This window comes from Marinobacter salinus, assembly GCF_001854125.1.
Lineage (GTDB): Bacteria > Pseudomonadota > Gammaproteobacteria > Pseudomonadales > Oleiphilaceae > Marinobacter > Marinobacter salinus.
This window is the reverse complement of record NZ_CP017715.1, coordinates 3,586,895-3,613,579: the sequence shown is the minus strand read 5'-3', so window position 1 is coordinate 3,613,579 and position 26,685 is coordinate 3,586,895. Positions and strand designations below refer to the sequence as shown.

The following is a 26,685-nucleotide window of genomic DNA, read 5'->3' as shown; positions in this document are numbered from 1 at the left end:
GCAGCAGACGGCGAGATTTAAATCGAGCGGTTCACAACTCCGGACCGTTTTTCAGAAGTTGACGTGTGAGCCCGCGCAAACGGTCCTCACCCTCTCGCTGGCCGAGACACAATCCTTTCGCCTGTAACTCGCGCCAGCTCAGTTGCTGGAGAACCGCACAACACCAGAGTGCTGTCTGGTCTTGTTGCATTATCCAGCCCATAACCCCACGGGTCATGCTGAGTTTCCGCAGAACCGGCAAACTCAGCAAAAAGCCCCGATGTCCATAGGCGAAGCTGTGCAAATCTCGACGGTCCTCATCGTTCACCCGGCAGAACGCAGGCAATTCAGCGGTCAGTTGCGCCAGCAAGCGAGGTTCAAGCAATGGCCAGGCCAGGGGAACCAGCGTCAGCCAGTGGCCCGCCAATCGATGCCGCAGGCAATTAACCAGGTCAGTTCCTGAAGCACTCCGTCCCTGCAGCATCTGCAAGGGGTACTCACCACTGGTTGCTTCCTGCCTAAGCCCCACTCGCACAAGCGCCAGGCCACAGGACTGCCAAAAGGTCAGCAAGTCGCCGTTGCTGCCATAACTGGTGCCCAGTGTATCCAGCCCCTGCTCGCGGGCGTAACCGCTTGCCACTGCAACAAGTTGCCTGCCAATCCCCAGTCTGCGGGCACCATCAGCCACGGCTATCCGCACCACCCGAAGGCAACTTTGGGTTGCGGCCTCCGGGAACCCGCTGTGCGTCGCAAGAGACTGGGGCAACATATGACCCCGGATACGCCGGTTGCCTAGGGTCACCTGCTCAGCAATATCCGCTGATAGGCCACCTTCAACGGCGCCCCACAGAATACCCACGACCTTGTCGCCCATCCGTGCCCGCCAGCTCTTGGCTGCGGGGTCATCCATCCATTGGCGGAGGTCCGCGGGCGTGGTCCGATAGTGCGCATCCACGAGCAACCCGAACGCCTCCGAGAGTTCCGAGTCGGACGCCTCCGATGGCTCCCAAGGCTCAACAATCAATTCACTGGGTTCCGCACAAACAGCGTCGGATTCACCGCCGTCTGCCGCCAGCAGGAACAATCGGGAGACCAGGTTTTCCAAAGGGTCTTCCTGGGCCCAGCGCACCGGCTCCATCAGCGTAAAGCTCTGCCATTGGGGCGTTTCACGATCGAGCACCTGCCTGAACCGGATGGCAAAGCCCCGGCCCGCCCCCTCATAACCGTGAACGGTCGAGGCAAACACAACCCTCGGCCAGCCCAGAAGTATCTGTTTCAGCAGGGGCGCCGGCACCGCGGCGGCTTCATCCACCATAACCACTTCGGCGTCGGGCTGCCGGGCCAGCAGCTCACGAACCGGCAGGAATCGCAGACTTCCACCACCGAGAGTTTCAAGGGCATCACTGTCAGTTTCCAACAGCTCAGCCCCTAGTGCACTGCGGGCATGGCTGAACAGAGTTTCCACGTTCTCCCACGCTGGCGCGGTTACCAGGACTTGCCGGCGTCCCTGCTGAAGCAACTCCGCTGCCGCCATCCCAAGCGCAGCCGACTTGCCTCGGCCACGGTCGGAAGTCACAACCAGAGGACGGCGGCGACGACCCAGACCAAAATGGACCAGTTGCTTGACCAGTGCAGTCTGAGCCTTGGTCGCTCCCACGGCAAAATCCGTAACGGCGGCGGATACAGCAGGCAGCTCAGGACAGGGGTTAGTGGCAGGGTTAATTCGAAGGACCCGGGGATCCTCCGCGAGGATTTGCGACAGTCGGCCAGCAAACGGGTGCTCTCTACTCTGATCCAGACCCGTTCTGGCATAGTCCGGGTCTTCGAAACGTTGCCACTGGCCAAGCGGCGGCATAAGCCAGAACAGCAACCCACCCGCTCTGAGCGTTCCGGCAAGCGCAGCAAAGCCATCCGGCGGATTACCGTTCCAGCCATCCCAGACCACGATGGAGGATTCCCGCCCCAGCCATTGCCGGGCATGCTTTGGTGCCAGCGTTGTCAGCATCCCATCGGGGCAGTCTGATTCAGGACCAGTCCAGACACCGGGCTCGGTTGGTATTGCCGGCAACAGAGCTTTCAGCCAGTTCAGCGATTCGGTACGGTCGCCTTCGATCAATACCAGGCGACGCTCTCCCCTCTGCGCCAGCTTGCACTGGAACGTCCTCCAGGAGTCGAGATATGCCGCCGTGAGCCCACACGGGGTCATTAGCTGAGATCCACCGAATGGCGTTTCAGGTCGTTCAAGTCACACATTTCGAGCGTTGCCTGATGGGTCGCCCGGAGCCGAACCCTCGGCGCTGAGCCCGCCTCAAACGCTTCCTGCCAGCGTGCCGCGCAGAGACACCAGCTATCCCCGGCCTTCAGGCCAGGAAAACCGAAGTCCGGTCTGGGGGTACTCAGATCATTGCCCTTGTTTTTGGAAAACTCTAGAAACTCATCGGTGACCACTGCGCACACCGTATGAAACCCCAGGTCATCCGGGCCGGTGTTGCAGCAGCCGTCCCGGTAGAACCCGGTTTTCGGGTCGGTGCCACAGGTTTCCAGCTCTTCACCCAATACGTTTACGGATTCGGATATCTGCATAACTTCGTCCTCTGCTCCAATAGTTAGCGGCCTTTTGGTTGGGCTTTCCAAAACTGTGCGGAGCCATGGATGGCGGAGCTCAAGCGTCACATTGACGTGCTTGAGCGGGTTTTGGAAAGCCCAACCAAAAGGCTGCGGCCAACCAGGAAATGGTAGTCGAATGACTTTAAATTACTTTTCGCCAATTATGCGGGACAGGTACCCGCACTACCAGTTGGTCAGTACAATACGCGTTATGCCAACCAAACCCCAACAGTCTGCCCTCCTTGATTTGCCAGCCTTCCTCACCGACGAGCAGCGGGCCATCATCACCGCCGGTTATGAACACTCTGTGATCACCGCCGTGGCCGGCAGTGGAAAGACCTCCACCCTGGCCTGGCGGATTCGCTATCTGCTGCAGCAGGGCCACGATCCGGACCGCATGCTGGTTCTGATGTTCAACCGAAGTGCACGGGTGGATTTTGAACGCAAGCTGCAGGAGGTGTGCAGCCAGAGCGGACTGGTGCTGCCGGAGATCCGGACATATCACGCCATGGGGTTGCGTCTGTACAAACGGTTCGTACGTGAAGGCTATCTACCGGGGTTTTCCGACAAGATCCTGACGGAGCAGGAGGTCAGCTTTCAGGCCTGGCAACTGACCCGGCGCCTGGCCCCGGAAGATCTGGCCGATGAGATCCGACGCAACAAGAAGGATTTCGTGGAAACCGCCACTGGCTTTATTGATCTGGTGAAAACCACCCTGTCTCCGGCCGAAATCGTGTTCGAGGAACTGGGCTACGCTGAAAAACACCGCTACCTGATTGACCTGTTCCACAGCTTTGAGCAGTGGCGAAAGAGCCAAAGCCGGATCAGTTACGCCGACATGCTGTATGAACCAGTGATGGCGATTCACCAGAACCAGCAACTGCAACGACTGGTGGGCAACAAAATGGACCTGATCCTGGTGGATGAGTATCAGGACACCAACGAGATCCAGCATCTTCTATTGCGCTATGTTGCAGGCGACCGGGCCAGGGTAACCGTGGTGGGCGACCCGGATCAGACCATATACGAATTCCGGGGCGCCAAGCCCGAGTTTATCCTCAAACGTTTCAGCGACGAATTCGAAAGCCCCCTGGAGCAGACGCTTAGCTACACATTCCGCTACGGCCACCGGGTCGCCTTGCTGGCCAACCATTTGATCTGCCACAACACCGGACGAAAGGATGTGCTGTGCCATTCACACCCATCAACCCCGGCAACAGACATTGTCCTGCACAGGGTGGAGAATGACAGCGATGCAATCATCAGGATTCTTCAGCAAACACCAACAGCCGCGCTTGGCGGCACGGCCATTCTCTTCCGTGTCTGGAGCCAGAGCGTTCCCATTGAACTCAAGCTGCTCGCCCGTGAGATCCCCTACCGCATAGATGCGGGCAAAGGCGCCCTGTTCAGCCGGGAAGTTCAGGCAATTACCTCCGTGCTGATGGTGGTCACGGGGAGGCTGGCAAACCTCCCGGATGACGACCGCCTGGAAGTTGCACGCCACCTGTTGCGCTTCCCCCACGTGGGGCTCAAGGAACCGGAGCTGGAACAGTTGGCCCGCTTTTTATCCGGTTTTTCGTCCGATTGGCACGGTCGGCTCCTGGCTATGGATTTCGATGCCCTTTCCCCCATGGCCGCCCGCAAATTGCGCAAGCTCGGTGAGGTGTTGGGGCAGTTGCGCGGTTACCAGGGCCCGGTCGCGGGTCTGATCAGCGTCTATGCCGAGCACACGGATCTGTACGAAGGCATCCGTAGCCTCGCACTGACCCACGAAAGTGCCGATGAACGCATCGACACTCTTCACGGGTTTCGCCAGTACCTGAAAAGTCTGGACGTAAATCCGGAAGGTGCCCTGGATCACCTGAAAGCACTCAAGCAACAGGCAGGCGAGAAGCACCAGGGCGGCGTGCTACTTTCAACCATCCATAGAACCAAGGGCCTGGAATGGCCTCGGGTTATCATCCCGGGATTGCAGGAGAAGTACCTGCCCTACAGCCCGAAACCCCAGGATGACGCCCGGACCGTACTGGAGAGTGAGCGACGATTGCTTTACGTTGCAATGACCCGATCCCGCAAGCAGCTGCACCTGATCAGCCGTCCGGTAAGCAACCAGCCGCATCTGGAAGGAGACCAGGGGCCAAGCCGGTTTGTCGAAGAGTGTTGTTTCGATCTGGCCAATGAGTTCGGGGGCTGGCTGGATCAACGAATTCAAGAGCCGGGCCAGTCAATACGGCTGGGGCCTCCGTTGACCCCGATCAGCCAACGATACGCGGAACGGGAGGGGGTGACACTGGAAGGTCAGGCCGCAACCGTAACCGATTCCGTGGAACCCCTTTGGTACCGGGAGCGTGTAAGTCACGCCATTTTCGGGGCAGGAAGCGTCATTACTGAAGATGAGAGTTCGTTCGAAGTGCGTTTCGATAGCGGAGACACACTGAACTTCAGCAAAAAAAGCGCGCACCTGTATTTCACACCCCTGGCCTGAATCAACTAAACCCGGTAATGAGAAGGCTGCGTATAATTCCTGACGTAACAACCTGTATCATTTTTTTGTCTTTTTTGGCCTACTGGCCTAAATTCCGAGTAAACAAGAAGTTACTTAAAAGCACACACGCTGTAAAAACAATCGAACAGGAGGTTCTGCATGAACATCATGCGTCCGTTTGCGATGGCCGCCATCGCTGCTGCAGTAGCAACGCCGGCAATAGCTGCCGATCGCCAGGAAACTATTTACATCAACCCGTTCGCCGGCTTCCAGCTGTTTGACGACAAACGGGACCTGAGCGAGACCGGCACCTTTGGTGTTGGCGTAGAATACCGCTTCAAGCCCAACTGGGCGGTGGAAGCCCTCTATTCCCGGGCAGACGCGGACCGCAAGTATGTTCCGGGCGAATCCGAGTTCGAGGAAATTCGTGTGGACGGCACCTATTACTTTGCCGGCCCGGACGAGACGTGGAACCCATACGTCTCCATGGGTGCCGGCAATGCCGACTTCGGCACTGACGCCAGTGGTCCGCGTACTGCCGGCAGCAACCATGATGAAACCCGCGTCAATGTCGGTACGGGCTTCCGCTACAACATCAGTGACGGCGTTTCCCTGCGTGGTGATTTGCGCGAGTTCCACGGTATTGATGAAAGCACATTCGACACCCAGGTGTCCCTCGGCGTGAGCTTTGCCTTCACCCGCACAGTGGCTGGACCAGCGCCTGCCGATAGTGACGGTGATGGCGTGCCTGACAGCCGTGACCAGTGCCCGGGTACTGCCGCTGGAGCAGCAGTAGACGGTACCGGCTGCGAACCAGACAGCGACATGGATGGCGTGGTCGATGCCCGTGACGCCTGCCCGAACACCCCGCGTGGTGTCGAGGTAAACAGCCGCGGCTGTGAGCTCGACAGCGACAACGATGGTGTCGTAAACAGCGTCGACCAGTGCCCCGATACCACCGCTGGTGCTGACGTCGATGCCACGGGCTGTGAAGGCGTCACTGAAACCATCCAGACCTTCGAGATCGAAGTGCAATTCCCGACCAACAGTTCGGTTATTGGTAACGCCTACGACGATGAAATTCGCCGCGTCGCTGACTTCATGCGGGCTAACCCGGAAACTACGGTTGAAATCGCCGGTCATTCCGACAGCCGAGGTGATGCCGATTACAACCAGTTCCTGTCACAACGTCGCGCTGAAGCCGTCGCCGCCCGTCTGACCGGTGCACTGGGAGTTGATCCTGCCCGTGTCAGCTCTGTAGGTTACGGTGAAGAGCAGCCGGTTGCTTCAAACACAACCGCTGAAGGCCGTGCCGCCAACCGTCGGGTTGAGGCACGCATCCAGGTTCAGCGCTGATCGGTTGAGCGATTCCTGAGCAATGAATGAAAGGCGCCCTTAGTGGGCGCCTTTTTTTGTGGCATCAATCAGCAGGTTTCTCGGTGTCAGTGAGCGGGCACAGAACTCACCCAGTCTCACACGATAGCCCTGCTCTTCCAGAAAAACGGCGTAGTCCAGGACGATCCAGAGCTCCAGGGGCCGACGGAAAATATGGCGAAGCAGTTCATGACGCCGTACCTGCTTCAGCCGCCGGGCGCCGAATGCGGACCAGTGATTAAAGTCCGTGTCTGGCGGTACCGTCAGCTGTTTCTCTTCCGCAGCCCAACGGCAGAACGCTTCAAAGTCTCCGTGAACCAGTCGTGAAGGGTGTGGGGGTACCGGCAGATACTCGTTGCATCCCCTCAAGTGTCGCTGAAGACCATCAAAACCCAGGCGCCACTGGCTGACACGACGGGTCTGTTCCCGCACCCTGGCCGGTGCCGTTACGGTTTCCCGGACTGCCAGTCGAATATCGTTTCGGGAGACTGTTAACACACCCGGATAGCCCGCTGCACGAACAGACATTGGCCGATAGCGGCTCACTCCACCCAGGTGATAACAACACGGAGAAATGCTCAGGCGGGCCATTCCCGCCTGACTACCTCGCCGGATCAACTGTCGATGCAGCTCACCACAGGCGTGCAACGCGACACCGTGGGCGTTCGCCGGCAGGGCGAGATTCTCGGCCATGACATCCTGGCAATGCAGGGAAACCGGATCACCAAACCGGGCTGCTAATCGGTTTCCATCCCGCACAAGCCCGGCATTCCATTCGTAGCCCTCTACCCGCTCCGGGCAATGGGGCGCCAATGTTCGTGACAGATGGCCCTTACCGCAGCACCAGTCCAGAACCGATTGCCTGAGGGGCTGCACTGCTGCGGTAAGGGCCCCGGACTGGAGCCGTTTACGACCGGGCATGTCAACCGCCCTCACCTCAGGCAGTGTCACTTCCTCAACCTCGGCTTCAGGCCGCGACAGCTCTGGCAAAGACACAAGATCTTCATACATACCCAAGGCAGGCAGATGCCAGCTCACCAGTTTGGCCAACTCTGCAGGGGCATCATCCAGAGCATTGCAATGGGCGTCGCTCCAATCAGCGACCATACAAGCCAGCTCCGGATATTGCAGGGTCCACTCGGGCTCAGCCTCCATAAACGGTGCCGGCTGCCAAAACCCTTGATGCTGCAATAGCCAGTCATTCAGCTGCTGCCAGCGGTTGTAAAACAATTCAAGATTCAACTTATGACTCGCTGAAACGGCCGGGCCTGAAAGCATCAAGACATACCGATGGCTCTTCTCCGTCGATCACCTGGGCGATCAGGTCGGCGCTGCCCGCCGAGAAGGTCCAGCCAAAAGTACCGTGCCCGGTATTGAGGAACAGGTTCTCCCTTGGACCTCGGCCGATGATCGCGGGTCCATCCGGTGTCATCGGACGAAAACCTGTCCAGGTTTCCGCCGTAGCAAGATCGGCACATCCCGGGAAACGGGATTCTACGGATTTTCTGATGGTTGCCAACCGCTCTTCCGGGATGCTCCGGTTGAAGTCCGCGAGCTCAACGAAACCGGTCGCACGAAGCCGGTCACCCAATCGCGTCGAGACCACTTTGTAATTATCGTCGTGGATGGTTGATACCGGGCCTCGCTTCGAATCTTTCATCGGGACGGTCAAGCTGTAACCCTTCACCGGATAGATGGGCAGCTCCAGCCCGAGTGGCTGCACCAGATGGTTGGACCAGCATCCGGCACTGATCACAAAAGCGTCGGCTTCGAGAGTTTCCATTGCACCATCGGCGGACCTGACAATGATGACACTTACCTTGTGCTCATCGGCAACAAGTTTTTCCGCTTCCACGTTGTAACGCACCGCCACGCCATTTGCTTCACAGGCTTTCGCCAGCTCCCGGGAGAACTGATGGCAGTCGCCGGTGCCGTCGGTGTCGTAACTCAGGGCACCGAAGAGCGGGCCATTGCCGACCATGCCAGGTTCGGCTTCGCGAACCTGTTCCGCGGTCAGCAAACGGGAGGGAATGCCCAGCTCCTTCAGCAAATCATGGGTGGCACGATAACCTTCCAGTGCCTCCGGCGTGCTGGCCAGGTGCAGCAGGCCCTGGTGGCCGCCATCAAAGGCCAGGTCCAGGTCCTTCTCCAGAGCAAGAAACCGTTCCCGGCTGTGAATCCCAAGGCGCAACATGGCCCGTCGATTCAGACCGAAAAGACCCGGCGACCAGGCATAACGCAAGGTCGCAAACACGAATTTCAGCGCTTCCACCGAAGGCGGTAAACGCATTTTCAGGGGGCCATCCTGCTTCAGCAACCAGGGCAGTGCCTTGAACACCATTCCGGGGTCTGCCCAGGGGTAAACCACACCATAGGAACGCTGGGCCGCATTGGCCTTGCTGGTCTCGTTCCCGGCTATTGGATGGCGCTCCAGCACAGTAACCTGGTGGCCCCGGCGATTCAGCTCGTAGGCCGTGGTCATCCCCACCACGCCGCCACCGACTACAACAATGTGCATGCATTCCTCCACTGTGGTTATTTCACGCCGTTTTTCGCCAACAGGCGCCGGTATTCTTTCAGCACACTTTCATCTTCCTTCGGGTAATTCGGCGCCAGTTGCTGAAGCTGCTCCGCCAGCACTGCCGCAACAATGGCGCGGGCCTGGGGTTTCCGGTCACCCGGCACGATGAACCAGGGTGCCTCCTTCGTATGGGTCGCGGCCAGGGCTTCCTCGGCGAAGGATTCGTACTGGAGGCGCTTTTCCCAGCCATCGATATCCGACTTATCAAACTTCCAGCGCTTCCGGGGTTTGTCGAGGCGTTTCAGGAGGCGCTGACGATGCTCATCCTCCGACAGGTTGAGCCAGATCTTGATGACCGTGGTGCCCTCTTCCACGAGATGATTCTCGAAGTTCCGGATGGAGCGGTAACGGTTCTCCCAGTTATAGCTGTCAGGCTCATGGACTGGCCATACCCGCTCAGCGATCACAGCCTCATGATGGCTGCGGTTGAAAGCCACCATCTCGCCAAAACCGGGTAGAAAAGGCGTGACCCGCCATAAAAAATCATGGCGGATTTCAGCGCCCTTCGGCCGGCTGAACGACCAGGCATGGAACCCGGCGGGGTCCGCAAAGGTCGCCAGGGTGCGGATCAGGCTGTCCTTGCCGCTGGTATCGGGCCCGTGGATGACCAGCAAAACAGCCCCGGCCTGATTCGCCCACAACCGGCGCTGGTACTCACCGATCTGGTCCAGGCTGGCTTCCAGCCCGGGTAGCTTCGCTTCGTCGTTGTCCAGCAACGTCGGGTAATCCCGGAACCGGGGTTTCCGGGAGTCGAAAAGAAAAGAACTGGCAAACGCCGAAAGCTTCATCAAGGTGCTCCGTGCAACTTCCTAAGGAGGTAATACAGGTCAACAATCGAACAAGCTGGTAAACTTGCCAAACTGAATTCACAGGATAGCAGCCTAAACGCAGGTTGCGATGGAGTGTAGTACCCGACAATGAGTAAAAAACGTCGTGAGATTCCCGTATTTGATCACCCGATCATCGAGACCCACTGTCACCTGGATTACCTCAAGGACCGTCCGCTCGAGGAAACCCTGGAACAGGCACAAGGGGTCAATATCGAGAAAGTGATCACCATCGCGGTATCCCCGGACAACCTCGCCAGGGTGCGAGAGCTCAGCCAGGTGGCGCCCTGGGTTTACGGCACTCAGGGGATCCACCCCCATGATGCTGAAAGTTACTCCGATGATGTGGAAGCGGAAATCCGTGCCCACGCCCGGGATGAGAAGATCGTTGCCGTGGGCGAAATCGGCCTGGACTATTTTTACGACAACGCCGACCGCGAAGTACAGCGGCAGGTATTTCGGCGCCAGCTGCAGATCGCCTGTGACACAGACAGGCCCGTGGTTATCCACAGCCGCGAAGCGGACGAGGACACCATTGCCATTCTCGGCGAGTTCGAGGATACGCTCAAACGCAGGGGTGTGATCCACAGCTTCACTTCCGGCCCCGGGCTTGCCCGGTATGCCCTGGATCAGGGCTGGTGCCTGGGCTTCAATGGCATCACCACCTTCAACAAGGCCGAGAATGTGCGGGATATCGTCCGCATGGCACCGCTCGATCAGATCCTGCTGGAAACCGACTCACCGTTCCTGACGCCAGTGCCCTACCGTGGCAAGGAAAACGCACCGTTTTACCTGCCCTTTGTCGCAGAGAAAATCGCTGAGGTGAAAGAACTGCCCCTTGATGAGGTAATCCGTACAACATACAACAATAGCTTGCGGACTTTTTTCCCGACCGAATGATCAAACGCGTACCCATTGCAGCCCTCAAGGTCGGCATGTATATCACCGACCTGAACAACGACTGGATTCCCCACAACACCCAGCGCAAGCGGGGTGTTATCAAAAAACAGGAAACCATCGAGAAAATCCGCCAGATGGGCGTGGAATTCGTTTATATCGATGCTTCCAAAGGGATCGACACCCAGGACTCCGAAACCGCGGCCGAAGTGGATCGCCGTAACGAGTCGGCCCTACAAAAAGCCGGTGAGCAGTCGCCGGGGCTGCGGCCGCATGTACCGCTTGCGGAAGAAATGGTGATTGCCCAGCAGATTCACAGCCAGGCTCAAGGGCTGGTCGGTGAGTTTATGAATCACGCCAAGGTTGGCGGTGCCATTGATGTTGCACCTATTCATCAGTTGGCGGACGAACTCCAGCATTCTGTGCTCCGCAACGCCAATGCGCTGAGCTGCCTGGGCCGAATCCGGGAGAAAGACAATTATTTGCTGGAGCACTCGGTTAACCTGAGTGTGCTTATGTCCCTGTTCGGGAATTACCGTAGTCTGTCTTCAGATGTGCTGCACCAGACCATTGTCGGTGCGCTGCTCCACGACCTCGGCAAGATCCTCACACCGGACGAGATATTGCATAAACCCGGCCGTCTGACGCCGGAAGAGTTCGAGGTGATGAAGCTCCACGCCCGCCATTCCCGCGACATTCTGGCGACCACCGAAGGCATTGGCGAGCTGACGGTCATCACCGCCGCCCAGCATCACGAGCGCCTGGACGGCACAGGATACCCGGAAGGCCTGAAGGGCGATGAAATCTCGGAATACGGTCGAATGGTGGCGATCAGCGATGTCTACGACGCCATCACGGCAGACCGGGTCTATCACAAGGGCATGACGCCAACACAGGGCCTCAAGAAGCTTCTGGAGTGGAGCGGCAGTCATCTGGATCCGGCTCTGGTCAAACAGTTTATCCGTTGCCTTGGCCTTTATCCGGTAGGCTCTCTGGTGCTTCTGGAAAGTGGACGTCTTGGCGTAGTGGTCGAAGCCAACGAGAGCGACCAGAGACTGCCGACAGTGCGGGTGATGTACCACACCAAATTCCGCATGCCGATCACGTTGGATACCATTGACCTGGCTAAACCGGGCACCCAGGATCGTATCCTGCGCGCCGAGGATCCGAAGGAATACAAGGTCGATGTCCGGAAGTTCCTTCTCTGATCAATAGCAGCATGATTCGCTCTGTGCTCTGCTAAGCTTCGAATAATGTCTCGACTTAACCTTAAAACATGACGTCAACCCTGTTCCAGATTCTCGGCGGACTAGCCCTGTTCCTACTGGCCATGGAAATGATGACCAACGGTCTGAAAAGCGCCGCGGGTCATCACTTGCGCCACATGCTCGGGCACTGGACCCGAACGCCACTGAGCGGCTTCGGCGCGGGCATCCTGATAACGGGCATCGTTCAGTCTTCCAGTGCTGTTACCGTCGCCACCATCGGTTTTGTGAACGCAGGTTTGCTGAATCTTGCCCAATCCCTCGGCGTTGTCTTTGGCGCCAATCTGGGAACCACAATGACCGGCTGGCTGGTCAGCCTGGTTGGCTTCGGGTTCAAGATCGAAGCCTTCGCCATGCCACTGCTGGCGACAGGAGTGGCGATAAAACTGCTAAGCCGTGAGCAGAGAAACCAATCACTGGGGGAGGCGCTGGCGGGATTTGCATTGTTTTTCCTCGGCCTGTCGGTCTTGAAAGACTCCCTCGGCCAGCTGACCGTCGGCCTTGATAGCGCGGATGTTCTCGGCCAGGGGCTCATGCTGCCGCTATTCGTTCTGTTCGGGTTCCTGGCAACGGTTCTTACCCAGTCTTCCAGCGCTGCCCTCGCCATTATCCTGAGTGCTGCAGCCAGCAATCTTCTCTCCCTTCAGGATGCGGCTGCGGCAGTTATCGGCGCTAATCTGGGAACCACATCCACGGCGGCAATTGCGGTGCTCAAGGCAACGGCGAACGCCAGGCGACTCGCCCTTGGTCACGTAATCTTTAACCTGGTCACCGGTGCCATTGCGATACTGATACTGCCCATAATGCTCTGGCTGGTCGCCGCTGTGACCAACTGGCTGGAGCTGAATACCAACGCCGCCATGTCCCTGGCCATCTTCCACACGCTTTTCAATCTGCTTGGCGCCGCCATCATGCTGCCACTACTGCAGCCACTCGCGAGAGTATTGGGGCGCATGTTTCGGAGCAAGGAGGAAGACAATGCCCAGCCCCGCTTTCTTGACGATACCCTGATCAACACCCCGGAACTGGCTGTTGGCGCTGTGGATCAGGAGATGAAGCGACTGATCGCACTAATAAGAGGCCTGTTGCGCGTCTGCGTGGACAGGGAGGCTCTGAAACCGGCCCAGCTCGAACCGAAAACGGCGGCCGCCCAGAGCCTGAACGAGGCCATAAGCGATTATATTTCCCGGCTCCGGGCGGAAAAAATGCACTCGTCCACCGTGGACGCGCTGACTCTCAGCATTCGCACCTGCCGCTATCTGGCCGAGGCCATCGAGCTGGCGCCCGCCCTGCTAAGGCTTCGCGAAGCTCAGGACAAGCCTGACCTGGCTCCCTTGAACGCCGCCCTTGATCGATATCTGGACACGCTCCGGAAACTCATAGCGTCTGACAACGAGCAACCGGACACCTTTGCCGAAGCCGGGCGAATATACCATCAGCTGAAATCTTCGCTGCTTGCAATGATTGTCCGCGGAGATGTTCCCACTGGGACCGGTGAGCGGTCACTGGACGACCTCAGCTCGGTACGGCGGTTGTCTGATCAGTGGAACAAATCCCTGTCCTGGCAGTCAGCAACAGCTCTGCTTGACCGCCCAGATCAGGAATCGCCATCAGAAAACGGGCAATAGCGGTTTTTGCCCTGCTGCTTCGCGCGATACATAGCCTGATCCGCCTGGCGTAATAACTGATCGCCATCCAGTTCCTTATCCTGCGGGAACAGCGTGTACCCGATGCTTGCCGAGACCTCGACACTGTGGTCTGCCACCCAGGCCGGTTCAGATACCATAACCAACAGTCTGGACAGCAGACTCTTCAGTATGGCCTCATCCTGCACGTTGACAATGATGGCAGAGAATTCATCCCCTCCCAGTCGAGCAAGGGTATCCTCTTCTCTCAAGGCAGAGCGCATTCGCGATGCAATCTCAACCAGTAGCTGATCACCGGCATCGTGGCCAAACGCATCATTAACAGGCTTGAACTCGTCCAGATCAATGTAGACAACCGCCAGCATATAACCCTGCCGCCGGGCCTGCGCCATGGACTGATGCAGTCGGTCAGTAAAAAGAACACGGTTTGGCAGGCCGGTGAGAGCATCATAATGCGCCATGGTGAGCAGCTTCTGTTCTTGCTCCTTGACGCGGGTCACGTCGCTGAAAATACCGACAAAGTGGGTAATGTCACCGTGCTCATCCCTAACCCCGCTGATCGTGAGCGTCAGGACAAAAGGCTCCCCGTCACCACGCCTGGCGGAAAACTCACCGGACCAGAAACCATGACTTTTTGCGCTGTGGAACACCCCACTACCCTCATCCATCGGCAAAGGAGGATGGCCACCGATTGCGTGAGAGCGTGATCTTCCGGTGATGATGACGTAGGCATCGTTGACATCAACCACAATCCCATGGCTGTCGGTGATAAAAATCGCTTCCCTGGCATAGTCGAAGACACTGGCAGCAAGACGCTGCCGTTGCTCGGCCTGCTTCCGTTCGGTTACGTCGTACCAGGAGCAGAGAATGACAGGCGCTTGCTCATCCTTTTCATGGATCGGAGCGATGGTCATATCCACCCGGACATCGGAGCCGTCAGACCGGCGAAAAACCCACTCACCCTGATCCACGCCACCATGGATTACCTGGGACAGAACCCCCTGCATTTTCTGTCGGGAGATTCGTCCATCCGGTTGAAGCTCAGGCGAAAAGGTGGCGATATCCTTGCCCAGCAGGGATTCGCGCGATGAATAGCGGAGAAGATCCACCGCAGCACGGTTGGCATCCACAAACACGCCCCCCTGAATTATCAGCATTGGTTGCGGCCAACCAAGAATCAGGCGCCTCAGACGCTGTTGTTCGGCAGCCAGCTGACGTTTCCTCTTGCCCAGCCACAGCGCGCTGGCGATCAGCAGGATCACCAGTACCAAAACGGTAAAGACCCAAAGCCGGTATTGCTGCAAGACATCAACCCAGGTTACCTCGGGCACGGCATCATACGGGGCAACCCGGAGCTTCCGTGCCAGGTATTCCACCGACTGATAATCCGCAGGTGGCGAAAAGCCAGCGATACCGGCAGCAATGGCCGCCGGATCGTCTGACTCGAGGGCAAATAACGCCGAAGCCACACGGCGAACAAGACGACCATCCACATGTGGAAGCGCCACCAGTGGCCATTCCGGGTACAAGCGGGTGGATGCCCTGAAAGGAAAGCCAGCCAGATTCTGCTGGTTTATCACCTGCACCTGATCAGCAAGGCCAGGATTCGCCAGGACCATCTGTTCAATGATGCTGGTTCTCACAAAACCCACATCCGCATCGCCCGACAGAACCGCCCGGACGACCCGATCGTGACTTCCCATCAACTTGATGCGGTTTGTGCGACGCACATCCACGCCCGCCTCTATCAACTCGAGCACCTGACTCTGATACCCGCCCAGGAAGTGCACGCCGGGCGACGCGATGCTCTTGCCCTTGATGTCGGTGAGCCGGGTTATATCTCTGCGCCCGGCGGTGGTAATAATCACCCCCCCCAGGCTTGAAGTTGTGGTTCCGCTCCAACTGCGAACCATCGTGGCAAGGACACCGGTCAGGCTTCTCTCACTGCGAATAACCAGGAAATGACTCGGATTTGTCAGAAAAAAATCCAGTCGGTTGGCGGCAAGCGCCCGATTCATGTCCTCCTGGGCGAGAATCTCAAGCTGAACTTCCTGGCCGATCTTCGTGGACAAATAGGTAGCCAGGGGTTGATAGCGCTCACGCATGATGTAATCAGGACGGTATGCAAAAACACCAAACGTCAGGAGGTCGTCCGCAGCGACCACTGGGGGCGCCAGCAGGCTCCCAAGCAAAAGGGGAATCAGTGCCAACCGGGAAAAGATCGCTCTCAAGACACGCTCCGGGGCAAGAACGATGGATCACAGAGTCTACGGGCGTCGGGTAGTTCGGAGATCATCCCCTCATCGACCATCATCCGGCCAAGAACAAACGCCACGGTTTCCAACCTTCCCGCTGCAGCAAGATAGCGCTGATTGGCCGCGAGATCCGGAAGCATGACGTTGGCCAGCGCACGCTCAACCGCTGCGCGCGGGGTGTTCTGCCGACTGGCAACTCGGTAAACAGAGTCATGCCGGCTGCGCACCAGGTGCCGCATCCCGGAGAAATGGGCAACCAAAAAGGCCCTGACCGCATCCGGATTGTTGTCCGCCACTGCCCGGGTGACCACCAGAACATCGAAGATGGTCTCCGGTATGTCGCTACTGTCGAAAAGCCTGACGGCACCAAGGCTCTCAAGCCTTGAAGCAAGCGGTTCGTAACAGACGGAGGCATCGACTTCGCCGCGCTTCCAGGCGTCCAGATGCTGACTCACCGGCAGGCTCACCTCAGTAATGTCGTCACGGCTGAGCCCTGCACGTTCCAGGATTTTTAACAACATAATCCCCGAAACCCCGGAGAGCTCAACCGCAATCCGCAGCCCCCTAAGTCCTGACAATTCGCTAATCGCAGGCTGGACCATCATAACATCGGCACCCGCGGATACGTCCGCCACAGCAACCACCACGATATCCAGTCCGTCATCCTGAACCCTGAGAGCCTCATCAAGAGTCAGGGCCGCGCCATCAAGCGTTCCGTCCAACAGACCCGACATTGAGTCAACGGCTGTAACGCCCTTTACCAGACTGACCGATGCGGGCAACCAACCGAACTCTTCAGCCAGATAGAGCGGTTCATAGCCAATCCAGGGATGTACCCCAACATAAAGCGGCCGGGATCGCCCACACCCACCCACACCGGCGATGGTGATACCCGCAGCAATGGATAATCCGAGGAAAGAACGGCGATGCATCCAGGCTCCCTGGCACTTCCTGAGTTAACTTTTCTTCATAAACTTGAACGTATAGTGCCATCTTACCGATAAAACCGCAGCTTGAATTGCCTTGCGGCAAATTATCCCAAGGACAGGAATACCGCCATTAGCACCGGCGACAGGAATGACAACAGGAAACCCGAGGCAATCGCGACAGGGACACACGCCAGTCCGCCGCTGTTGCGGATAACCGGCAGGGTGAAGTCCATGGCAGTGGCGCCACCATAGCCAATGGCCATGGCTGGGCGAGCGGCAATCAATAGTGGAATGATTGCCAGTGCGATGATCTCCCTCAACACGTCGTTCAAGAAGGCAACACCGCCCCAGGCAGGCCCCAGGGCCTCTCCAATGACGATTCCGGACAGGGAGTACCAACCGAAACCGGACGCCAGCGCCAGCACATCGTGCCAGGGTAACGCCAGTACAGGGATTAATAGAGCACCCGCAGCCAGGGAGCTGATGGTCAGGGCCAACGCAATCCCGAGACCCTGTCGGTTCATGAGCAGTTTGCGCAAGGAGAGGCCGGCATTCCGGAGCTGGAGGCCAATAAGGAACAGCAAAAGCATCAGGGACCAGGTGGCCAGATCTTCAGTCATGGGCAAGGGTGGCAGCAACAGATAGCCAGCCAACACCCCCACCATAACCGCCAGCGTGGGCTTAAGCCCCGCCATGAAGAGTCGCAGGTAACCAGGGCTGACGTTGGCCAGGCTTTCCTCCCTGGCCATGGGCTGCCATCGATGGAACAGCCACAGGCCCGCCATGTTGGCGATAAACAACACGACCACCAGTGCCAGCACCTGGGTTGCCATTCCACTGAGCTGAGCGGTCAGCCCTTCCATCTGCCCCAGTCCCAACCCCAACAACGCGAGTATGAAGTAAACCAGACCTTCCACCGAGTGGTGAACAATCGTCAGTAAGCGACGATTCTGTAGGGCCAGTGCAAATCCCAAAAACAATGGGGCAAGAATGAGCAATGCGCCGGTCAGCATAATATCCTCAACAAAAGGAAACGGGGAATCAGACGAGGGGGTCAAACTGGTCAGGGCTGAGCACTTCCGGATAGGGTCCGGGAGCCGGATCGCTGCTAATGGAACGCGCCAGCCTCTGCGCCGTTACTGACCAGACTACATGGTCAGAAGGGCAGGGTTCATAACCATTGCCCATAAGAGCGCCGGCTGTACTTCGCAATATCGACTCAGCCCGGGCCAGAGTTTTCCAGGGTCCCTGGCAATGCTGACGCTCCGGTTGGCCTCGATCCGGGCCATTGAGCGCTACCAGTGCCCAGGCATCCTCTCCCACAGGCTTGATAAAAAGCTCCAGGCGGTAACCACCCCGAACCATCACCAAAGCCTTAAAGGGCCCGCGACCATGAAAATAGTGCAGGTTCATGACCACCACCCCTCAAAATCAATGGAGAACACGACCCGACCGATCCTGAACCAGCACCCAGGGTGCAATCACTACGGCCCATAACTCCGCATTGCGGTCGTACCAGGCTTGAGCAAGGTCGGCAGCGACATCGCCGACCTTGCTTTCCTGCATCCATTGCTGAAAGCGCGTTTTATTATCCGAAGCCAGTTCAGCCGCCACCTCCAGGATATCAAGCTCCGGAGCTACGCGAACGACCTGGCCACGAGCAAAATAGGTTTGCAGGTCATGCCAGTGAATGCGGGAGGTTTCCAGATTAAGCTTTGCTTTCAGCTCATCCCGGGAAGGTACAGACGACATGGTGGGCCTCGAAAATCCTGGTGGAACATTTGCCACAGATTAACCGAATCGGCTGTGTTGACACCAGTGCAACCGGAGGAACAGGCGTCAGTCTGAACGGATGCCAGGGTCCAGAGCATGCCAAATCTCGCGAATCCTGTCCGACAACGCCATCGGATCAAAGGGCTTGGGTATCACGTCGGCAGCACCCTGTGCCAAATACCCGTCAACTTCCTCAGGCTGAACCTTGGCTGTCATGAAAACTGCGGGCGTCCTCGCGAAGTCCGGGCACTGACGAATGGCCTGAAGGGTGGTTGGCCCATCCATCCCGGGCATCATCACATCGAGCAGAATCAGCTGCGGACGAAACGTTTCAATGGCATCCAAAGCACTTTGTCCGGATGGACAGGTTTTCAGAATAAATCCGCCAACCGCCTCAAGCGCCAGTTCGGCGACGGCTCGTATGTCCTCTTCGTCCTCAACCAGCATGATCCGCTGAAGCGAATCGTCTAACTCAGCCATCTGTCCCGCCATCATCCTGACTTCCCTGTTGATTCATTGAGCTCGACCATTCTTCCAGGCCAAGCTGCCGCAATAACCTTCCACACTCGGGACTCTGACCCTCGGTACTGGCGAGCAAGGCACCGGCCCTCATGATCAAACGATCCTGGGTAACGTTTTCCCGGGACAGATAATGCACCGCACCGATCAGCTGCCTAAGCTCCAGAGGCAGACGCCACTGGACTTTCAGCCGGTTGCCATAGGGTTGAGCCCAATCCCGGATACCCTGATCCACCTCGTTTTGTGTCAGCTCACCGCCCTGCCTCAGGTATTGATCCATCACCTTCAAAACAGCAAGCTCACCCATTCGGCTAAGCAAACCAGCCGTAAAAAACGGCGTTGCCCTTTTGCCAAGCGCAAGAGCGACTCTATGAACCTCAGCGGCCGCGCATTCCGCCTGTTTCTGATAAACCGCCGCACATTCGGAGAGCAGGCTGGACGAAAACGCTGCACCAACATCCAGCGAGAGGGCAAGCCCCTGATTCAGCGCCATAGGTACCCCCATAGAGGAGATGGCGTCACGAACATTCGCCACCGGTTCGCCAGTGCGGCGAAAAGACGACCGGTTGGCAACATCCAGCAAACGGGCACACACAGAGGCATCCGTCTGCCAGCGCTCTGCCAAATGCGCTGCGGACAACTCGTCCGAGCGTGCCATGAGCGCCAGAACACTCGCTGCATCAGTCTTTGCCGGCAGTTGAATAACAGTCTCCAAGCCTCCGGACAGCATCTCCGACAGCGAACACACCGGTCCCTCCGGCAGAGCCTTGCCAATCATTTCGATCAGTCTTTCATGCAGCATCTCGACCTTGAAGGGCTTGCTGATGTACCCGTTGATCCCATAATGCGCAGCCTTGAGAATGGATTCCCGGTCGGCGCGACCGGAAATCATGACAACAGGAATGTCCTTGTCATTCGCCCGGACCTCTCGGATAACCTCCAGGCCGGAGCCATCAGGAAGATTCCAGTCAACGACAAGCAGTCCCGGATTTTTCCAGCGCAAGCTCTCCATCGCTTGCCGGACATCCGGCACCTTCCGGACGGTCATGGCGGGGTGAAGGCCCGCGACAACGGTCTCCAACAGGTCTGCCATCAAATCATCGTCTTCAACAATCAGGGCATCCATAACTCAGCCGCGGCCCCCTGACTTTTCTGACGGATCAGTGCTTGCGGCAACGCCGTTTCGCCCGTTCTGCTTGCGACGGTATAGCGCCTGGTCAGCGGCCTCAATGGCGTCGCCGCTGGTAGCATACTGATCTAGAGGCGCAAGCCCCACACTCAACGTCACAGTAAACTCCTGACCTGCTCCGTTAAAGGCTATCTGCGATACCTGGTCACAAATCGACTGGAGCACCGCACGGGCGTTCTCAATGGGGCAATCCGGCAGGGCCACCACAAATTCCTCGCCCCCGTAACGACCGATAATATCGGATTTTCTCAAACGGTGGCGCAAAAGACTGGCGAGGCCCTTGATTACCAGATCACCAGCCCGGTGTCCGTAGCGATCATTTACCTGCTTGAAGTGGTCCAGGTCGAGCATGGCTACGACAGCGTTCTGTTTCAGGCGAAGACAGCGGGCGTGTTCCTTCTGGATTTCCGCTTTTGCCAAAGAATGCTTTAACAACCCAGTCAGGCTGTCTCTGGAGGCCAGTTTGTCCAGTTGTCGGGCACGGTAACACCTGACCGACACGGCTCTGAGCAAAAAGGCGTCCGATACCGGTTTGGTAAGAAAATCGTCACCGCCTTTGGACAAAGCCTCAACCTGAAACTCCCGATCCTCCTCGGAAGACAGAAATATGATTGGCAAACCGAGCCACTCAGGATCGAAACGGAGCATGCGCGCCAGGTTGATACCGCTGAACCGGCCCATTTGCATGTCCATCAAGACGATATCCGGCCGGAATTCAGACAACACACCCAGTATGGTTGCGGGATCATTAACCCGTCGGACGTCCAGCCCTCCCCCTTCCAGCACCAGGCCATAGTGCTCAAGCAACTCGGGGTCATCGTCCACGATCATCACGCGGCCGGCCCCGCCCTCTTCACGCTCGGTAATGAGTCGCTCTATATAATCAGCCAGAAGGGGCACATCGACAGGCTCGCAGAGGAAACCGTCAACTCCCCGTTCCGCCAGGCCATAACGCTCGGAAAAAGAGTCTTCTGAACCAATGCATATTACGGCTGAATCGCTATCGAGTGCCTGGAGACGGACGCCCTCGCCGAACATCAACCAGTCCCGCGCCACGATAGCTGACAGCGCTTCTGCGCGGCTTATGACGGCCGTTTCAATAGAGGCTTCAACAACCGTTCGGAAACCGTGGAGCCCGAGATCCCGGGCGAGTTCCTCGGCCCGGGATCGGTCAGGATCGGCAATCAGCACCAAAGGCTCTTCGCGTCTCCTGGCAATGCCGGGCGTCAGCGACAGGTCTGCCGGCCCCGCCTCATTCGATTCCTGGTCAAGGAACTCGACAAGGCGCATCACCCCGGCACCGAACGAGTCGCCCACCATCGAGTCAAATTCGGCTCTGTCTATGCCGGCAGCCGAACGACCGGAGCACGCTTCAGCCAAAGGTTTGATTGCCAACTCAAGACGCCGCGCCTCTTCACCGAGTGCGCCATAGCCAAAGGTTCCCGCAGAACCCGCCAGCCGGTGCAGGGACTGGTAAATGGCAGCGATGTCACCCGACGCAAAAGCAGTGTCGCTACGAACCCTTTTCAAAGCGGCCTGCAACTGAACAAGGTCCGCTGTGGCTTTTTCCTTGAACCGCTGCTTCAGAAGTTCAAGTTTTCGCGCGACTTCAGAATTTTTATCTTCAACCATGGCACTTCAGTGTAATCTGGATCAAGATCTGATTGTGACAGACTCCGGCACAGATCAAAGCGATATTTCAACCCCAGAGCCAGAAGGAAGTCGGTTTGCGTTCATTTTCACTGGGCACACGCCTTGCCCTGATCGTACTTGCCGGAACCATTGCCACTGTCGGCTCTGTATTGCTGATTGCCTACAGTGCTCTGGTCGAAGATTTTGAATTCATTCTTACCGAGCAACAGCTCTACGAAACCAGGCGAATTTCGGCCGAAGTTGACCAGAAACTGCAGCTAAAGCTGGATATTCTTTCGGACTCGGCCAGCATGCTCAGCGATGGTCATAAACTTCACTCCCTTGAAGAAATCGCCGTTCAGCTTGACCGCCAGAGACTTTTGAAGACCCTGTTTCCTGACGGCATTCTGGTGCTCGACGACAAGGCAACCGCCATTGCAGAGAGCTTCTTTGTCCCCGGCCGTATCGGGACCAATTACGCCGATCGGCAGCACTTCAAAAGGGCCATAAAAACCCGCGAGCCAGTCATTAGCCGACCGATTATCGGCCGAACCACAGGGGTCCCCCTGCTCTCGTTTGTCGCGCCCATAGAAACGGATGACGGCGATCTACTCGGCTTTCTGGGCGGCACAATCAACCTCGGAAAAACCAGCATCATTCCGAAAGACATGCTCCGGGAGATCGCCAACGACGATGCCATTTTCAACGTCATTGATACCGACAATTTCCTTTACGTTGAGGGCGGACCATCCTCGGGCGAAGGCATCAAGCCCTTGCCCGAACCCGGTGAAAACCCATTGATTGATGCTGCCTTGTCGGGGATTAGTTTTGGGCATATCAAGGGGCCCGATGGTCGCGAAATCATTTACGCCACCAGCCACCTTCAGAAACTCGGGTGGCAATTCGTCCGCGCCGTTCCTTACGAATGGGCAACAGCACCGGCACAGCAATCTTTTTTCCGTTTTTTCGGAATCAGTCTGGGCATAGCGATGATCATTGCTGTAATCAGCCTGCTGATCAGCCGCTCAGCGACCAAACCTCTTGATCGCATGACCCGCAAGATCGAAAACATGGTCCGAAATCCGTCAAAAGCTGCACGACTGGACCCCCGCGGTCCCAGAGAAGTCCGCAATCTTGCCCTGGCCTTCAATCGCCTGATGGATGAGCGGGATGCCATCAGCGAGATGAAAGAGCACTTTGTCTCCAATGTCAGCCACGAACTTCGTACTCCCCTGACATCCATGAACGGTGCACTGCGACTGATAGAGTCCGGTGCCGCCGGAGACCTGCCCGAACGGGCGAAAACGATGAACGGCCTGGCACTTCGAAACGGCGAGCGGCTGCAACTGCTGATTTCAGACCTTCTGGATATCAGCAAACTGTCCGCCGGCCAGATGGCCCTGTCCCTGGTGCCACAGGCATTGAAGCCCGTCATCGAATCGGCCGTTTCAGGAAATCAGACCATGGCCACCGAGCATCAGGTATCGTTAGTCGGCACCAGTGACCCGGAGCTCACCGTCGTCGCAGATGGGCACCGCCTGAGACAAATACTGGACAACTTCATCAGCAACGCCATCAAATTCTCACCGGCACAGGGGCGGGTATTGGTTCAGGCAGAAAAGGCCAGGCCAGGCTTCGCAAGAATCGTTGTCAGGGATAGCGGTGATGGCGTACCGGACGCCTTTGTTTCAAGGCTGTTCGAGCGCTTCTCCCAAGCTGAAGCGGGAACCACTCGATCAGCCAAAGGTACCGGTCTTGGGCTTGCCATCTGCCGGGAGCTCGCCGCGCTCATGCAGGGCCACATTGGCTACTACTATGACCAGGGTGCGAATTTCTGGATAGAACTGCCCCTTGCCGGACACGAGGACGTTACCAACCATGCAAACGCCTGACTTTCCCAGCCATGAGCAAGCTCGGCAATCCGCCCTAGATCAAGCAGGGTTGCTCGACTCCAGTCCGGAGGAGCGATTCGATCGCTTCACCCGCATGGCCTGCAAAATGTTCAACGTGCCGATTGCCCTGGTCAGCCTTATTGACAAAAATCGCCAATGGTTCAAATCCTGTCAGGGCCTTGCGGTTCCAGAAACACCCAGAGACATTTCGTTTTGCGGCCATGCCATCCTTCATTCAGATCTCTTTATTATTGAAGACACCCTTCACGACGACCGGTTCAGTGACAACCCGTTGGTTAAGGAGGCTCCGCTCATTCGGTTTTATGCAGGGGCGCCGCTGCACAGCAGTGATGGGTACCGGCTCGGCACCCTCTGCCTGATCGACAGGAAGCCCCGCGCATTCAGTGACGAGGACCAATCCCTGTTACGGGAACTGGCTGATTGTGTAGAACGGGAGATCAATTTACAGGCCGCAACCGAGTTTTACCGGGATCTGAAGCAAAGCGAGCGTCGGACCCGGGCCGCGATTGATGGCACCCGTGTCGGCACTTGGGAATGGAACGTGCAAACAGGAAACACAGTGTTCAATGAGCGCTGGGCACAAATCTGCGGTTACCGGCTGGAGGAGCTGGAGCCCGTCACTATCCAGACCTGGCTCAACCTCGCCCATCCTGAAGATTTACCCGAATCGGAACGCCTGCTGGAAGCTCACTTCGCCGGGAAGATCGATGAATATGATTATCGTTGCCGGATGAGACACAAGGACGGCCACTGGGTCTGGACCCATGATCGTGGCCGCGTATTCGAGTGGACCTCCGACGGCAAGCCACTGAAGATGTATGGCACCCATGCCGATATCACCGAGGAAATGCGCAACCTCGAACTGATTCAAGAGCAGAATACCGCCCTGGGCATTCTGAACGATCTGGCTATGGACCCGGAAAGCAACGACGAGGAACGCATTCGCAAGGCACTGCGACTCGGTGCCGACTACCTCAACCTGCCTTTGGCAATCATCAGTGAAATCACCAGTGATGTGTATACCATACTCTGGTTTGACGCACCGGCAGGTTCAGGACTTCAGCAAGGCCTGAGCTTTCCTCTCTCCGACACTTATTGCTCCATTATGGTCGAGCAAAACGAAAGCCTCGCCATTTCCCACATGGGGGGCTCACCCTACCGAAACCGCCCCTGTTACGATCAATTCGGCCTGGAAAGCTACCTGGCTGCGCCGATTCAGCTCCATGACCGGCTCTTTGGAACCCTGAATTTTTCCTCGCCGTCGGAGAGAACCGGTGGCTTTTCCGATACCGAGATCACCTTTGTCAGGTTGCTGGCCCGCTGGGTGGGCGCCGTGATCGAGCGGAAAATCAGCACCCAGACATTAAGCAAACTGGTCGAGCAAACACCCGGCATGCTTTATCAGTTCCAGTTGCGGCCCGACGGCACTTCCTTTTTTCCTTTTTCAAGCCCTGGCATCCAGGGCATCTATGGCGTTACACCGGAAGAAGCGCAAGAGGATGCAGCCCCCGCATTTGCGAAAATCCACCCCGACGATCTCGGCACGGTATCGGACTCCATTACAGCCTCAGCTGAGCAACTCACGCTCTGGCAGCACCAGTACCGGGTAAAATGGCACGACGGGGGATGGCGATGGGTCGAAGGACATGCCACGCCGGAGCTACTGGCCGACCGCAGTATTCGATGGCATGGCTACATTACCGATATCGACGACAAGAAGCGCACGGAGTTGGCTTTGCAGGAGAGCGAGCAGGAATTGCGGCGGCTTTTTGAACTATCCCCCATCGGTATTGCCCTGACCGATTACCGAACGGCCAGCTTCGTTGATTTCAACGACGCGCTCCTTAAGCCTACCGGGTATACCCGCGAAGAACTGATGGTAACGCCCGGAGGCCGGCTGATACCGACGGAAAATTTCGAAGAAATCCGCAATGCCGCCATCACTGCCCTCAGGGAAACCGGTCGTTTTGGCCCCATTGAACAGGAAATCAAACGCCGCAACGGCTCCACCTACCCTGCCCTGATACAGGGCGTGCGCATATTTGCTGCCTCCGGCCGTCCACTGGTATGGACTCTGATTGAGGATATATCGGAACGGAAAAAAATAGAGCGTATGAAAAATGAATTCATTTCGACCGTCAGCCACGAATTGCGCACACCGCTCACCTCCATCGCCGGATCCCTGGGCCTGATTGCCGGTGGTGCTCTCGGAAAGCTCCCGGAACAGATTCAGCGGATGGTTACAATCGCCGCGCGAAACAGTGATCAACTCAAGCAACTGATTGATGATCTGCTCGACATGGAAAAGCTGGTATCCGGCAAGATGACCATGCGCCTGCGTGCCCAGCTCGTCAGCCCAGTTATCCGGGACACCATCGAGAGGCTTCAGACTTATGCCGTTGACCGCGGGATAACGGTTCGTTTCGAGGACCGTCATCCGGAGTGCAACGCAGTCATTGATCATCACCGGCTCGAGCAGGCTCTGGCTAACCTGCTTTCAAATGCCATTAAATTTTCCCCTGAGTGCAGTGAAGTCATCGTGGCGACATCCATGAACGGAAACCACCTGAGAATTCAGGTATCGGACCAGGGGCCTGGTATACCGGAGGCTTTCCGGCCCAGAATTTTTCAGAAGTTTGCTCAGGCAGACAGTTCGGACACCAGAAAAGACCGCGGTACCGGGCTAGGACTTGCCATAACCAGAGAAATCATGGCTCAGATGCACGGTAGTGTGGGGTTTGAGTCGGTTGAGGGCCAGGGTGCTACTTTCTGGCTTGAAACGCAGCCCGCATTGTGACCCTTTGAGACGTTGAG

Annotated in this window: 20 protein-coding genes; 7 read left to right on the top strand and 13 right to left on the bottom strand. The window is 57.4% G+C overall.

Translation table 11 applies throughout. The features are described 5' to 3' along the window. Positions 1-31: 31 nt before the first annotated feature. Complete coding sequence (locus tag BKP64_RS16660; RefSeq protein WP_070972654.1) at positions 32-2,185, bottom strand: tRNA(Met) cytidine acetyltransferase TmcA; 2,154 nt, start codon at positions 2,183-2,185, stop codon at positions 32-34. Next, positions 2,185-2,562, bottom strand: coding sequence for a DUF2237 family protein (locus BKP64_RS16655; protein WP_070972652.1), 378 nt, complete (start codon positions 2,560-2,562; stop codon positions 2,185-2,187). Before BKP64_RS16655 ends, BKP64_RS16660 begins: the two co-directional genes overlap by 1 nt. Positions 2,563-2,749: 187 nt before the next feature. Here BKP64_RS16655 and BKP64_RS16650 point away from each other — a divergent pair, with 187 nt between their 5' ends. Then, positions 2,750-5,071, top strand: coding sequence for an ATP-dependent helicase (locus tag BKP64_RS16650; protein ID WP_070973740.1), 2,322 nt, complete (start codon positions 2,750-2,752; stop codon positions 5,069-5,071). Positions 5,072-5,230: 159 nt separating this feature from the next. Continuing rightward, complete coding sequence (locus tag BKP64_RS16645) at positions 5,231-6,427, top strand: OmpA family protein (RefSeq protein ID WP_070972650.1); 1,197 nt, start codon at positions 5,231-5,233, stop codon at positions 6,425-6,427. Positions 6,428-6,466: 39 nt separating this feature from the next. On the opposite strand, the gene BKP64_RS16640 is transcribed toward BKP64_RS16645, so the two are convergent. From BKP64_RS16640 to BKP64_RS16630, 3 genes are read right to left on the bottom strand one after another with little or no spacing between them, the layout of a single operon-like run. Further along, complete coding sequence (locus tag BKP64_RS16640) at positions 6,467-7,687, bottom strand: methyltransferase (RefSeq protein ID WP_227515442.1); 1,221 nt, start codon at positions 7,685-7,687, stop codon at positions 6,467-6,469. Position 7,688: 1 nt separating this feature from the next. Further along, positions 7,689-8,963, bottom strand: a complete 1,275-nt coding sequence (locus BKP64_RS16635; RefSeq protein WP_070972646.1) for a D-amino acid dehydrogenase — start codon at positions 8,961-8,963, stop codon at positions 7,689-7,691. A gap of 17 nt (positions 8,964-8,980) precedes the next feature. Next, a complete protein-coding gene (locus tag BKP64_RS16630; protein WP_070972644.1) occupies positions 8,981-9,814 on the bottom strand; it encodes a polyphosphate kinase 2 family protein in 834 nt (277 codons plus the stop codon). Between the two features lie 129 nt (positions 9,815-9,943). Here BKP64_RS16630 and BKP64_RS16625 point away from each other — a divergent pair, with 129 nt between their 5' ends. The 3 genes from BKP64_RS16625 to BKP64_RS16615 all read left to right on the top strand — a co-directional run bounded on the left by BKP64_RS16625 (position 9,944) and on the right by BKP64_RS16615 (position 13,643). Continuing rightward, entirely contained in the window at positions 9,944-10,753 is an 810-nt protein-coding gene (locus BKP64_RS16625) for a TatD family hydrolase (protein ID WP_070972642.1), read from the top strand. Next, a complete protein-coding gene (locus tag BKP64_RS16620) occupies positions 10,750-11,958 on the top strand; it encodes an HD-GYP domain-containing protein (RefSeq protein WP_070972640.1) in 1,209 nt (402 codons plus the stop codon). Before BKP64_RS16625 ends, BKP64_RS16620 begins: the two co-directional genes overlap by 4 nt. A gap of 68 nt (positions 11,959-12,026) precedes the next feature. Then, positions 12,027-13,643, top strand: a complete 1,617-nt coding sequence (locus BKP64_RS16615) for a Na/Pi cotransporter family protein (protein WP_070972638.1) — start codon at positions 12,027-12,029, stop codon at positions 13,641-13,643. On the opposite strand, the gene BKP64_RS16610 is transcribed toward BKP64_RS16615, so the two are convergent. The 8 genes from BKP64_RS16610 to BKP64_RS16575 all read right to left on the bottom strand — a co-directional run bounded on the left by BKP64_RS16610 (position 13,613) and on the right by BKP64_RS16575 (position 21,958). Next, positions 13,613-15,892 (bottom strand): diguanylate cyclase domain-containing protein, encoded by a 2,280-nt coding sequence (locus tag BKP64_RS16610; protein ID WP_099092566.1) that lies wholly within the window; start codon positions 15,890-15,892, stop codon positions 13,613-13,615. The genes BKP64_RS16615 and BKP64_RS16610 overlap by 31 nt on opposite strands. Then, a complete protein-coding gene (locus BKP64_RS16605) occupies positions 15,889-16,848 on the bottom strand; it encodes an ABC transporter substrate-binding protein (RefSeq protein WP_070972636.1) in 960 nt (319 codons plus the stop codon). Before BKP64_RS16605 ends, BKP64_RS16610 begins: the two co-directional genes overlap by 4 nt. Positions 16,849-16,949: 101 nt before the next feature. After that, entirely contained in the window at positions 16,950-17,858 is a 909-nt protein-coding gene (locus BKP64_RS16600; RefSeq protein ID WP_070973738.1) for a LysO family transporter, read from the bottom strand. A 28-nt stretch (positions 17,859-17,886) separates the two neighbouring features. After that, positions 17,887-18,258 (bottom strand): PA4575 family protein, encoded by a 372-nt coding sequence (locus tag BKP64_RS16595; RefSeq protein ID WP_070973737.1) that lies wholly within the window; start codon positions 18,256-18,258, stop codon positions 17,887-17,889. Positions 18,259-18,276: 18 nt separating this feature from the next. Continuing rightward, a complete protein-coding gene (locus BKP64_RS16590; protein WP_070972633.1) occupies positions 18,277-18,597 on the bottom strand; it encodes a DUF2288 domain-containing protein in 321 nt (106 codons plus the stop codon). An 87-nt stretch (positions 18,598-18,684) separates the two neighbouring features. Then, positions 18,685-19,098: a response regulator gene (locus BKP64_RS16585; protein ID WP_070973736.1), complete on the bottom strand. Its 414-nt coding sequence runs from the start codon at positions 19,096-19,098 to the stop codon at positions 18,685-18,687. After that, the gene (locus tag BKP64_RS16580; protein ID WP_070972630.1) at positions 19,091-20,263 is read right to left on the bottom strand and encodes a response regulator; all 1,173 of its coding nucleotides are present in this window, start codon (positions 20,261-20,263) and stop codon (positions 19,091-19,093) included. The genes BKP64_RS16585 and BKP64_RS16580 overlap by 8 nt, the downstream gene beginning before the upstream one ends. A 3-nt stretch (positions 20,264-20,266) precedes the next feature. Then, positions 20,267-21,958 carry a diguanylate cyclase gene (locus tag BKP64_RS16575; protein ID WP_070972627.1) on the bottom strand — a complete coding sequence of 564 codons (1,692 nt, stop codon included), beginning with the start codon at positions 21,956-21,958 and terminating at the stop codon, positions 20,267-20,269. Between the two features lie 95 nt (positions 21,959-22,053). Here BKP64_RS16575 and BKP64_RS16570 point away from each other — a divergent pair, with 95 nt between their 5' ends. Both BKP64_RS16570 and BKP64_RS16565 read left to right on the top strand, forming a co-directional pair. Next, entirely contained in the window at positions 22,054-23,850 is a 1,797-nt protein-coding gene (locus BKP64_RS16570; protein WP_070972625.1) for a sensor histidine kinase, read from the top strand. Further along, a complete protein-coding gene (locus BKP64_RS16565) occupies positions 23,837-26,668 on the top strand; it encodes a PAS domain-containing protein (RefSeq protein ID WP_070972623.1) in 2,832 nt (943 codons plus the stop codon). Before BKP64_RS16570 ends, BKP64_RS16565 begins: the two co-directional genes overlap by 14 nt. Positions 26,669-26,685 lie beyond the last annotated feature (17 nt).

Excerpts from the sequence above, each read along its gene's own strand:
- BKP64_RS16660 (WP_070972654.1), bottom strand. The coding sequence starts at position 2,185 with ATGACCCCGTGTGGGCTCACGGCGGCATATCTCGACTCCTGGAGGACG.
- BKP64_RS16655 (WP_070972652.1), bottom strand. The coding sequence starts at position 2,562 with ATGCAGATATCCGAATCCGTAAACGTATTGGGTGAAGAGCTGGAAACC.
- BKP64_RS16650 (WP_070973740.1), top strand. The coding sequence starts at position 2,750 with ATGCGGGACAGGTACCCGCACTACCAGTTGGTCAGTACAATACGCGTT.
- BKP64_RS16645 (WP_070972650.1), top strand. The coding sequence starts at position 5,231 with ATGAACATCATGCGTCCGTTTGCGATGGCCGCCATCGCTGCTGCAGTA.
- BKP64_RS16635 (WP_070972646.1), bottom strand. The coding sequence starts at position 8,963 with ATGCACATTGTTGTAGTCGGTGGCGGCGTGGTGGGGATGACCACGGCC.
- BKP64_RS16630 (WP_070972644.1), bottom strand. The coding sequence starts at position 9,814 with ATGAAGCTTTCGGCGTTTGCCAGTTCTTTTCTTTTCGACTCCCGGAAA.
- BKP64_RS16625 (WP_070972642.1), top strand. The coding sequence starts at position 9,944 with ATGAGTAAAAAACGTCGTGAGATTCCCGTATTTGATCACCCGATCATC.
- BKP64_RS16620 (WP_070972640.1), top strand. The coding sequence starts at position 10,750 with ATGATCAAACGCGTACCCATTGCAGCCCTCAAGGTCGGCATGTATATC.
- BKP64_RS16615 (WP_070972638.1), top strand. The coding sequence starts at position 12,027 with ATGACGTCAACCCTGTTCCAGATTCTCGGCGGACTAGCCCTGTTCCTA.
- BKP64_RS16605 (WP_070972636.1), bottom strand. The coding sequence starts at position 16,848 with ATGCATCGCCGTTCTTTCCTCGGATTATCCATTGCTGCGGGTATCACC.
- BKP64_RS16600 (WP_070973738.1), bottom strand. The coding sequence starts at position 17,858 with ATGCTGACCGGCGCATTGCTCATTCTTGCCCCATTGTTTTTGGGATTT.
- BKP64_RS16595 (WP_070973737.1), bottom strand. The coding sequence starts at position 18,258 with ATGAACCTGCACTATTTTCATGGTCGCGGGCCCTTTAAGGCTTTGGTG.
- BKP64_RS16590 (WP_070972633.1), bottom strand. The coding sequence starts at position 18,597 with ATGTCGTCTGTACCTTCCCGGGATGAGCTGAAAGCAAAGCTTAATCTG.
- BKP64_RS16585 (WP_070973736.1), bottom strand. The coding sequence starts at position 19,098 with ATGGCTGAGTTAGACGATTCGCTTCAGCGGATCATGCTGGTTGAGGAC.
- BKP64_RS16580 (WP_070972630.1), bottom strand. The coding sequence starts at position 20,263 with ATGGATGCCCTGATTGTTGAAGACGATGATTTGATGGCAGACCTGTTG.
- BKP64_RS16575 (WP_070972627.1), bottom strand. The coding sequence starts at position 21,958 with ATGGTTGAAGATAAAAATTCTGAAGTCGCGCGAAAACTTGAACTTCTG.
- BKP64_RS16565 (WP_070972623.1), top strand. The coding sequence starts at position 23,837 with ATGCAAACGCCTGACTTTCCCAGCCATGAGCAAGCTCGGCAATCCGCC.